Origin of the sequence: Gillisia hiemivivida (assembly GCF_007997295.1) — a bacterium.
Lineage (GTDB): Bacteria > Bacteroidota > Bacteroidia > Flavobacteriales > Flavobacteriaceae > Gillisia > Gillisia hiemivivida.
This window is the reverse complement of sequence record NZ_VORY01000005.1, coordinates 183,687-193,689: the sequence shown is the minus strand read 5'-3', so window position 1 is coordinate 193,689 and position 10,003 is coordinate 183,687. Positions and strand designations below refer to the sequence as shown.

11 protein-coding genes are annotated in these 10,003 nt (G+C 34.2%); 1 reads left to right on the top strand and 10 read right to left on the bottom strand.

Features of this window, described 5'->3' with window-relative positions; translation table 11 throughout:
- The first annotated feature begins 140 nt into the window (after positions 1–140).
- Positions 141–1,169 (top strand): HAD-IC family P-type ATPase, encoded by a 1,029-nt coding sequence (locus tag ES724_RS16960; protein WP_146931473.1) that lies wholly within the window; start codon positions 141–143, stop codon positions 1,167–1,169.
- Positions 1,170–1,355: 186 nt separating this feature from the next.
- On the opposite strand, the gene ric is transcribed toward ES724_RS16960, so the two are convergent.
- From ric to ES724_RS07085, 10 genes are all read right to left on the bottom strand, one after another.
- Positions 1,356–2,084, bottom strand: a complete 729-nt coding sequence (gene ric / locus ES724_RS07130) for an iron-sulfur cluster repair di-iron protein (protein ID WP_146931470.1) — start codon at positions 2,082–2,084, stop codon at positions 1,356–1,358.
- 119 nt (positions 2,085–2,203) lie between these two features.
- Entirely contained in the window at positions 2,204–2,674 is a 471-nt protein-coding gene (locus ES724_RS07125; protein ID WP_146931467.1) for a hemerythrin domain-containing protein, read from the bottom strand.
- A gap of 14 nt (positions 2,675–2,688) precedes the next feature.
- Positions 2,689–3,117, bottom strand: a complete 429-nt coding sequence (locus ES724_RS07120) for an RrF2 family transcriptional regulator (RefSeq protein WP_146931464.1) — start codon at positions 3,115–3,117, stop codon at positions 2,689–2,691.
- 77 nt (positions 3,118–3,194) lie between these two features.
- Positions 3,195–3,806, bottom strand: coding sequence for a thioredoxin family protein (locus ES724_RS07115; RefSeq protein WP_146931461.1), 612 nt, complete (start codon positions 3,804–3,806; stop codon positions 3,195–3,197).
- Between the two features lie 67 nt (positions 3,807–3,873).
- Positions 3,874–5,679 (bottom strand): hypothetical protein, encoded by a 1,806-nt coding sequence (locus ES724_RS07110; protein ID WP_146931459.1) that lies wholly within the window; start codon positions 5,677–5,679, stop codon positions 3,874–3,876.
- Between the two features lie 199 nt (positions 5,680–5,878).
- Positions 5,879–6,661, bottom strand: a complete 783-nt coding sequence (locus tag ES724_RS07105; protein WP_146931456.1) for an ABC transporter permease — start codon at positions 6,659–6,661, stop codon at positions 5,879–5,881.
- Positions 6,654–7,364, bottom strand: a complete 711-nt coding sequence (locus tag ES724_RS07100) for an ABC transporter ATP-binding protein (protein ID WP_146931453.1) — start codon at positions 7,362–7,364, stop codon at positions 6,654–6,656. The genes ES724_RS07105 and ES724_RS07100 overlap by 8 nt, the downstream gene beginning before the upstream one ends.
- Positions 7,357–8,601, bottom strand: coding sequence for a nitrous oxide reductase family maturation protein NosD (locus tag ES724_RS07095; RefSeq protein WP_146931450.1), 1,245 nt, complete (start codon positions 8,599–8,601; stop codon positions 7,357–7,359). Before ES724_RS07095 ends, ES724_RS07100 begins: the two co-directional genes overlap by 8 nt.
- Positions 8,602–8,758: 157 nt before the next feature.
- A complete protein-coding gene (locus ES724_RS07090; RefSeq protein WP_146931447.1) occupies positions 8,759–9,187 on the bottom strand; it encodes a nitrous oxide reductase accessory protein NosL in 429 nt (142 codons plus the stop codon).
- Positions 9,187–9,807, bottom strand: a complete 621-nt coding sequence (locus ES724_RS07085; RefSeq protein WP_146931445.1) for a hypothetical protein — start codon at positions 9,805–9,807, stop codon at positions 9,187–9,189. The genes ES724_RS07090 and ES724_RS07085 overlap by 1 nt, the downstream gene beginning before the upstream one ends.
- Positions 9,808–10,003 lie beyond the last annotated feature (196 nt).

The following is a 10,003-nucleotide window of genomic DNA, read 5'->3' as shown; positions in this document are numbered from 1 at the left end:
TCAGCAGAATCATTCAACGCAAAAATAAAAGCCTTTAGAGCACAGTTCAGAGGAGTAAAAAATGTAGAATTCTTCCTCTACAGATTAACCACAATTTTTGCATAAACACAACAATTAGTCATGATCCGATAAAAGTAGTTATGATAACAGGAGATCATTTGGCTACTGCAAAAAAGATTGCAGAAGAGATTAATTTACTAGAACCAGGTGAGAATAATGAACAGAAGCTTATTCATGGAAGTACGATAAAAGACTTGAATAATATTGATTCAAATTTAAAAAACAAACTATTGCACGCAAATGTTTTTGCAAGGATAATCCCAGAGCAGAAACTAAAATTAGTAGAATTCTTTCAAAAGAACAATCATGTGGTAGGAATGATGGGGGATGGAATTAACGACACTCCAGCACTTAGAAAAGCAGATATAGGTATCGCAATGGGAATACGTGGCACAGACGCTGCTAAGGATGTTGCAGATGTAATCTTACTGGATGATAAATTTGCATCAACAGAATTAACGATAAGGCAAGGAAGAACTATTTTCAGGAATATAAGGCAGTTCGTTATTTACCTATTATCCTGTAATCTGGCTGAAATACTTTCAGTAGTAATTGCTTCGCTTATAAATATTCCACTACCTCTTTTACCCTTACAAATTCTTTATCTCAATCTGGTCACAGATACATTTCCGGCATTAGCCCTTGGAATGGGAAAAGGTGAAAAAGTGATTATGGAGCAACCACCACGGGATCCTCAAGAGCAAATTATAACTCCATTGCTTTGGCGTTCTATAGTTGTTTATGGTCTATGCATTACGTTCGTTGTTACAAGTGTGACTTTATATACTCACTTTATCTTAAAACTACCAAGTAACGTAGTTAATAATATTTCTTTTTACACTTTGGTATGGGTACAATTACTCCATGTTTTTAATATTCCTTCTCGTATTCGTTCTTTTTTAAATAATGAAGTAGTGCATAATAAATGGGTTTGGGCAGCGATTGTACTATCTTTACTCCTTATTGTTATTGCCTATATGATTCCTGTAATTCGAAATGCATTATCCCTTTTACCATTAACTATAGAACAATATCTAATTGTGTTTTTTGCAGGGATAAGCGCTGTTGTAATAATTCAAGTGCTTAAGAGAATAGGGGCTACAGAATAATGAATACTTTTTAGAATTTGAAAACCATTTTCATAGTTCGCCTATTGGTTCATATCTTTATTTTATTCGTATAATTTTGCATCTTCTATTTAAATAACTTTTGGCCAGATTTCATCTACAAGAAGCTGGTATACTTTATTATCTTTAACCTTATCGTAAACGTGTTTAGTCTCGATTTTTAATTTTTCACCTATCATTCAGTTCTTTTTCCAATTCTGCAGCTTTCGGAAATAGGATGTTATTTTCTAAATGTATGTGTTGATGAAGATCATTTTCAAATTCCTGAAGTAGGGCGAAAGTTACACGATAAGTGTTACAAGCATCTTCTGGCGGAGTATAATTATTGCTCAAATCATCGATCAACCTAAAGCGTTCCCCTTCGGTTTCGTGTTCCATCATCATCATTTGAATTGGGTTTTGAACAGTCCCAAAATGAGGTTTTTCGAGTCTACTTCCGGTTTGCTTGGCTTGTACCATTTTTCGGATTGCAGGAAAAAGAATAGTTTCTTCCTTTTTCATATGTGTAGAAAGTTCGCCGGCACATGTGTTAAAATGTTCTGTGATCTCAAACAATTCTGGGTGACGTTCGCCGTGAACTTTACACAATTTTTCAAGATATGGTTTTAAAACTGGTATCTTTTCTTCTACGTAGCGGTGATGTGTTTTTTCTATATAATCTGCAAGCAGATCTAAGGGCCAGGATTTATAATCTATAGCACTTTCTTTTACTTCAAGCTGAATGGCATTAATTTCATTTATAAGCACTTGAGCTTCTATTTTATTTTTTTCTGCTGCTTGTTGAATACTTCTGTTTCCCTGACAGCAAAAATCGATTTTGTGATTTTTAAAGATTTGTGCTGTTCGGTAGTCTTCTGCTACAATTTGTCCGATTGGTTTTTCTAATAAAGCTTCCATATTTCAGATTTAAAAATGAATTAATTTATTTCAAATTTCTGCAAACTATGGAACGTACAATATGATGGATATCATAAAAGAGACAAAATTGTCCGAAACTGGTGAGGTTTTTTATAGTCTTAACTTTTTTCCCAGAAAGGGTCTGGATAATCTTCTTTAGAACCTGAATCAAAATGTATTTTCTCAATTTTTTCCAATTCCTCTTTTGTGGCCATTTGTTGAATTTCAGTAAACAAAACCCGTTCTTCAAACCGGATATGTGCCTCCAGTTTTGCTTCTAAAAGGCTAAGTGAATTTTTAAGATCATCATGATCATTGAAAAGCTGTTCAATACGCCTGTGTTCTTTTAAAGCACGAATTATTAATGGATGGCTCGCGTCTAGAATTGGAAAAATATGATCTTCTTCAAGTTTAAAATGAGGTTCAATTTCATGTATAAAAAACCAGTTTGCGTACCCTTTTAATCGATCAATAGAAATATCTTCTGTAAATCCTTTTCGAATTTTCCACGAAAAGAGCAGCCCAAAATGATGTTGACGGCTAAGTGGTTTTAATGCTTCGTGGCGTTTTAAGGGTTTTTTATTATCCATAGGTTAGTTTTTATTTAAAGTTTCAAAAATGAGAACCCAGAATCTAATTTCCCGGTAAGGGTAATGATTTCAGTATTGTTCAACATTTTTTTTAAATCACCGCGAATTGCTACAAACTCGTCATGGAGAGGGCAGGGGTGAGATTCTGAACATTCCGCCAATCCCAGTCCGCATCCGTTATAAATAGAATCCCCATCTATTGCCAGCACGATATCTATTAGTTTCGTTTTACTGCTAAGAGCTATAAAAAATCCACCTGAAGGCCCTTTTTTGGATTCAATCACTCCATGTTTGGCAAGTTTCTGCATAATTTTGGCAGTAAAAGCTTCCGGGGAATTTACGGCCTTTGAGATCTCACCAAGGTTTGGCCGCATCTCATTTTTGGATTGTTGGGCGATATATAAAGTGGCTCGAATGCCGTATTCACAAGCTTTTGAAAACATTTGCTATAAAACTAAAATAAAATCACCATTCAGGACATCTTTATCCTATAAATTAAATTGAAAATTTGTTCCTCTTTCTATATGATTTCCAATCTCTTTTCAGAAACCATTAATTCCTGAATTTCTTGAAGAATGGCCTCTCCTTTATTTTTATTGTACCAAACTTGAAGTTCTGTTTTAAGTTGGTCGTCTTGTTCCCCATTTTCCAGAATATAATCATCCATCATTTTGGCAGCTGCTTTGGAGCGTGGACCCCAAGTTTTGATTACCTGAAAGTCCTTGTCAAGAACTATTAATTTAGGAATAGAACGGGACCCATTTGTTAAGTACGCATCCATAAGTTCCGGGTTCTCATCGCGCAAAACAATTTTCAGCTCTATATTTTCTGAAATTTCCACGATTTTATTAAAGAATGGAATACTCTGGGCTGCATCTCCACACCACGATTCTGTAATTACCAGCCAGGTTTGCTTTTCATTTATATCTTTAAAGAATTTCTTTTGTTCTTCTGATAACTGGATGGTTTTGTCCAGGCGTTTATTTCTGCTAAAATTGAGTTTAGTAAAATTTATTCTCTCTGGGCTAGCTTCTCCGGTTGTTCTTCCTTCAGCTACCAATTGCTTGAAAAGCAAATTATATTCTGTATAATTGATTGCTCTTGCTATAGAATTTTTTATTAATTGTCCCATTTTTATAAAATTTAAATCGATTAAACCCCTCATTGAGGGGCTAATTCTCCGAGATTCTAGATTATTATTAACCCGTTTTGAGAAGACTGTCTTTCAACTTCAGAATAGTTAGTTCGGCTTTTTTCAGAGAGCTTTCAAATTCTTCTTGATTGTTTTCCAATATTTGTTTTTTCAACAATTCCCGATAATAATCAATTCCATCAATAAGATTGTTGCAAAAAGTCCCCCAGTTTTTAAGCATTCGTTTCTCCGGATTTTGCGTACGTGTAATTTGTTGTTCAAGAAAATCTATATATAATTCTATTTCCCTCACAAACATATGTGGCCTGCCTTTTTGATGCATAAGGTTGGAACGGCCATAAATATGGTCGCTCATTTCACGTAAAGTGGATAGCTTTGAAAAATTGACAATATTGGGACCGGGACAAATAGTTACAGCTTGTTGTTTTTTTAGGAATGGTACTTCATAATTCAATGCTGCGGCATTGCTAAGTCCTACACAAAGACATTCTTTACTAAGTACATCTTCTTTTTGCTGCTGGTACTCTATTTCAGATAAATCACTTTCTTCGAGCTGCTTGATCTTTAATTTTTGATATTTACGAGAAGCGGTACAGATTGGCTTTTTTGTGAATTCAGTATTGGAAACCAAAAATTTCTCGGTACAAGGACTACCAGGTGCTCCTTTTTCAATACGATTAAGTCTTTCGGTTTCTGCACTGGTTCCTTTTAAATAATTAAAGCCTACTCCAAGAGGGGAAGACTGACTTCTTATCACATCTTTTTCTTTAGAATTCAGCAATAGCTGAAGCGTTTCTTTATCTACCGTAGTGGCTTCGGGACAAAGTAAAAAAGGAGTTCCCCAGCCTGTACTATCCACCTTATAATAATTGTGGAGCATATTATCTTCTTGGGAGGTGCCAATACCACCTTGTACGGTAATTTTGATAGGGTGGGGCTTGGGAAATCCTTGCTGTCCTTTTGCTATTATCGCTGGATTATATAAGCTGAACAAGCTTTCAAGAAGTTCTTCTTTTTTTTCTTTAAATTCATTTAAAATAGGACCCATAAGTAATCCCGGGGTGGCGAAAACATGACCGCCACAATTTAAACCAGATTCAATTCGAAATTCGCTTACCCAAATTCCTTTTTTGGCTAAATATTTACCTTGTATAAGTGCAGATCGATAATCGCTTACTTTAATAACCACTTTTTTATGAAAATATCCAGAAACATCTGCGTCGAATTCTCGGAAATCTTCCATATAATTATATAATCTGGGATTAAGTCCGGCAGAAAATACAATTGCAGAATCCTTTAAATCACTGCAAGCATAGGCTTTTAAAGCGGTTAGCGCGTCTGAAGCATTAGGGATTGGTAGGTTATTTTTATCAAGATTGTCTTTGTCCACTTTGGTCATGATATTAACTTCTATCGCGCCAGGTTTCATTTTTTCTTTTAAGAGGACTGCTAAATTTTCTTTTTCTGAAACATTTTCCGTGAGTAAAAATTTTTCAAAGATATTTTTTAGTTCTCCACTATCCGGAAGCATTTCAAAATACTTCATAAGATCTGAACCAAATGTGAAAGTGGAAGCTTTGATCTTTTCAAATTCAATATTCACAAGCCTTTGCACAAGGCTAAGATAATTTGTGATTCGCTTTATGCGATAATCTTTTTCTTTAGAACTGATGAACACATAATCTTCTCCATATTTTTTAGAGTAATGTTTTCTCATTGCTTCCAGTAAATTATCTTCAATAATAGAAATTGTTGAATTTATACCAAAACGAGCCACTTTAATAGGAGAATCTATGGAATATGCGAGACCCATAACGGGAATATGGAATTTATGAGGTGTTAATATTTGCATTATAATTAAGGTTTAATTGATAAAGGTGACTAACTTTTACAATTAGATATATGACGCTGGTCAGCTTTTAATAAATTTCAAATAAACCTTTAGATTTTTGGCCTAGCTAATTACAATCAAATTTGAAGAACACTAAAACCTCATAAAATGTTATGAGGTTTTAGTGTTTTAGAGATTTCTTCAGAAAAATTTTTAAGTTTTAGAAATCCTTTGTTTTTGCCATTCTGTAGATAATTCCAGTTGGGATTAATACCCACAATATCAACATTGCTAAAGAAATTATTAATCCAAAATTAGTTCCGAAAAACTTCTGGAAAACTGCTCCCGTATATCCAAGTAAAGCCGAGATGTCCAGTTTTAGTAAGATGAGAACTCGAGATAGATCTACAGGATTCAGCATGGTTGCAATCAGAGAAAATTTGTCCAGCGGATAGTTTTCAAAATACATCAAAGACATTAGAAAAAGACCATCATATATTACAGCCATAAATAACCATAGTAAAATAGCATATCCAAAACCTTTGATCTTATTCTCGTTAGCTAAGGCTATTACAAATGCTAAGGCTGTAAAAATAAATGTGAGAAAAGCTCCTGTTATTAACAACAGAGAAAAGTCCCAGATTGCGCTACTATTGAAGATTCCATAGAAAATGAAAGGTATTCCAAGCCCAATTACTAAGCTCATAGCTAAAGAAAATGACACACCAAGATATTGTCCTAAGAAGATAGAACTACGTTTTACAGGCTGTGCTAACAGTAATTCTGTAAATTCCCTGGAATTATAATAATACATCACTCCAAAAATTGTCCCAATTAGAGGTACAAGAATGATAATTACATTCATGAGCGTAATTACAGCTTTGGAAAGATCGTTGTTTAAAAATAATAGTACGACACCCAAAAGTAAATAGAATAAAAAATACACATAGCTCCAACGGCTACGCATTAAATCGAAAAAACTATATTTTAATATTTTAAGCATCACTTGTAGTTAAAATGTTAGCAATGGCATGTTCAAAATCTGGTTGCTGAGTTTTGGTCTTTAATTCATTTATGCTGCCCTTGAAATAGATTTTTCCCTCTAAAAGAAAGACAATTTCATCGGCCATTTCTTCCACAAAACTCATGATATGGGAGGTAATTAGAATGGTTTTTCCCTTGGCTTTTTCAGTTAAAATAAGATCTTTTAAGCGTAAATGCGAGATAGGATCTAATCCTGTAGTAGGTTCATCCAAGATGATTAAAGGACTATCGAACATAAAAGTAAGTACGAGATTTACCTTTTGTTTAGTACCTCCAGAAAGATTACTCAATTTTTTGTCTAAAAATGGCTGAAGCCGAAAAAGTTCTATCAAATGTTGATCTTCGGCATTTGTTCCTGAGCGCAAATCTTTAATCATATTAATTAATTCCTTTACTTTCAAATTACCAGGAAAGTTGGCAATTTGAGGTAAGTAATTAATTTCATTACGGTATTTCCACTGCCCTTTAACTTTTTTGCCATCCAGCTTAATAATTCCTGAATCTGGAATAACCATCCCCAAGATACTTTTAATAAGGGTTGTCTTCCCAGAACCATTTGGACCTAAAACGGCAAATATGCCGCCTTTCTCGATTTCCAGATCGATGCCTTTTAAAACTTGGTTGCTGCCAAATTTTTTATGTAAATGTTCAATCTCAATCATGACGAATTGGTTTTAATAATGGATTCTCATCCAATAAATTATCTGGCGTAAACACGGGAGAAACTTTTTCAGAAAAATCTATGATATCTATAAACAGGCTTCTTAAAAGAATAATAGTTTCTGGAGTGCGGTTCACGATATAAGAAAACAGTTTCACAGGACGGTAGGGGATATCACCAATCCCATCTTTATCCAGGTCATATCCCGTATAATTACTCCAATAATTCCCATGGAATTTATTGTCATTAATTCGGCTATTGTAGGAAATATCGAATGAATTATATAGAAAATTATTCTTTTCAAAAACATTAAAATAACATGCACCACGTACTTTAATCGCCCATCCGTTATTTTTGAAATCATTGTGAGTATAGGTCACTCGGTTGGAGCCTTCCACATTAATCCCCACCGTATTTTCTTCAAAAGTATTATGTGAAATTTCTGAATCGTTTATTTCTTTCAGCAACAATCCGAAAGAAGCCGAACCCCAATTTTTTTTGAAAGTGTTGTTTTTCATTATTATAAATTTGGAAAACATTACCGCCACGCCCGCACCATTATTTGCAAAAACGTTATTTATATAGGTGTCATGGTTAGAAAACATAAAGTGTAACCCATATCGAAGGTTTCCGGAACTATTATTATCACTTATTAATATTTCGTCTGAAAATTCTAGATAAATTCCATCTCTAACTTTTTTTATAGTATTTCCACGAACTTCTACATTCCTGCAATACCAAAGCTGAATGCCGTTCCCAGAACTATATTCGTGAACTGCATCTCCAGTAATCGTATTGTTTAAAACTTTCCCATTATTGGATTTCTCCAAGTAGATACCAAAGAACAATTTCTGAAGTTTCAAATTTTGAAGTAAGAAATTCTCACTTTTTACCACTCGTACTGCAGCAAAATCTGTGGTATAACTGGTTCCCACATTCACAATTGTCAGTCCGTCTATTGTTACATTATCTGCCTGAATAGTAATGATCTCACCTTTATTTTTACCATCTATTATTGGATTGTTTTCTCCAATTATTGTGAGTGGTTTGGTGATCTCAATATTAAATTCATAATAAGTTCCTTCTTTAACATATATCGTATCGAAAGGAGCTGCTTTTTCTACTGCCTCTTTTATGGATTTATACGTACAAGATTTACAAACTTCCAAATCATTTCCATAACTTGAAGTGCTTAATAAGAGCAGCAAAATGATTGAAAAATAAGAAAGGTGTTTCATTCTGAGATGGCTAATTTGAAATTCTTAGATTGGTTTTGAAAAAGAAGCCTCAATTTTTTATTAGGCATAAAGACAGTAGATCTATATTCTAGTTATACTTTTTTTAGATTGAGCCTAAATAATATGGATGTACTTCTATTTTCTTTAATGCTGAGTTTTACTTAAGTTTTATATTCACAGATTCCCAATTATATAATTCTCCTTTAAACTTTTCTTTTACTTGCTGTGCAGCTTTTTCTGAATCAAATCCAGAGAGATTGGCTCCCATAGGGCTGGATATCTCAGGGCTTACTAAATAAGTAGCAGTCTTAGCATCTATTAGTGCTCCTGGATTATCAAAATCGTTGATCAGGTAAAGTTTATAAGCAGTTTCTTTATTTTCTTCAGAATAATTAATCATGCATTCTATCGCATCAAAATTATAGGCTTTCCCATTGGAATTAACCAGTTGGCTGGCGTGTTGTTTATCCACTATAGTCATACTACAGAATTCACAGGCTTCATTCCCATAATTTATGGGTTGAGGATTTACTTCGCATGAAACTAAAATCAGTGAGATAAGCACTAAATAAATTGAGGTCTTCATTATTTGACATATTTGGGTTTCCATTCCTTTTTTCCTATAAAAAAAGCAATTAATGTAAGTGACATTCCCGCAAACATAAGATAGGCTCCCACTGCCGGATAAGAATCCACATCAAAATTTAGCATTTTCTGGTGTCCAAAAAGAGGTGGTTTGTAGGACATGGGCGAACCATCGGGATTAGTCATTTTCATAATTGCGTTGGGATCGAGATTGGTTCCATAGTCCGTAAGCCAGGCATTAAAGTCATACATGCCCAATACCCCTAAAACAGACATGAATACTAACCAGCCCAAGAACCACCAGGCATTCACTTTTCCTAAGAAACCTAAAATCCCTATAATTACCCCCAAAGCAGCCATGCCTCCAATAACGATTGGAAAAACATTAAATTCCCACATTTCTTCTGGTTTTGGAATGGTTTTCATTCCTATATAATGGTTGAGTCCGTCTATATTTTGAATATCGAACTCCTGTACACCTTGAATTCCGGTTATATAAATATCCATACCCATAGGTTCAGGATATTGGGGCGCACCAAGCATGATATTCCATAGAGGGAATTTAAAGAGTCCCAGTAACAGTAAGGAACCGATGATCATTATGATACCTGCTTTTTTCATGTTTTATAATTTTGAAACTAAGTGGTAAGAAGATTGTATTTAATAAGTTTTAATCCCTTTTTAAGGATTTAATTTCCAGTCCCGATAACTATCGCGATGTCTAGAATTTTCAAAGTGTTTTCCTCCCGAACAGTATGGAACATACCTCATGGGCTTCCGCCGAGGTTCTCAATTTAAAAAGACAGGGGAATAAACT

Coding starts and splice junctions, on each gene's coding strand:
- ES724_RS07090 (WP_146931447.1), bottom strand. CDS start 9,187: ATGAAGACCTCAATTTATTTAGTGCTTATCTCACTGATTTTAGTTTCA.
- ES724_RS07085 (WP_146931445.1), bottom strand. CDS start 9,807: ATGAAAAAAGCAGGTATCATAATGATCATCGGTTCCTTACTGTTACTG.
- ES724_RS07105 (WP_146931456.1), bottom strand. CDS start 6,661: ATGCTTAAAATATTAAAATATAGTTTTTTCGATTTAATGCGTAGCCGT.
- ES724_RS07100 (WP_146931453.1), bottom strand. CDS start 7,364: ATGATTGAGATTGAACATTTACATAAAAAATTTGGCAGCAACCAAGTT.
- ES724_RS07095 (WP_146931450.1), bottom strand. CDS start 8,601: ATGAAACACCTTTCTTATTTTTCAATCATTTTGCTGCTCTTATTAAGC.
- ES724_RS07120 (WP_146931464.1), bottom strand. CDS start 3,117: ATGTTTTCAAAAGCTTGTGAATACGGCATTCGAGCCACTTTATATATC.
- ric (WP_146931470.1), bottom strand. CDS start 2,084: ATGGAAGCTTTATTAGAAAAACCAATCGGACAAATTGTAGCAGAAGAC.
- ES724_RS07115 (WP_146931461.1), bottom strand. CDS start 3,806: ATGGGACAATTAATAAAAAATTCTATAGCAAGAGCAATCAATTATACA.
- ES724_RS07110 (WP_146931459.1), bottom strand. CDS start 5,679: ATGCAAATATTAACACCTCATAAATTCCATATTCCCGTTATGGGTCTC.
- ES724_RS16960 (WP_146931473.1), top strand. CDS start 141: ATGATAACAGGAGATCATTTGGCTACTGCAAAAAAGATTGCAGAAGAG.
- ES724_RS07125 (WP_146931467.1), bottom strand. CDS start 2,674: ATGGATAATAAAAAACCCTTAAAACGCCACGAAGCATTAAAACCACTT.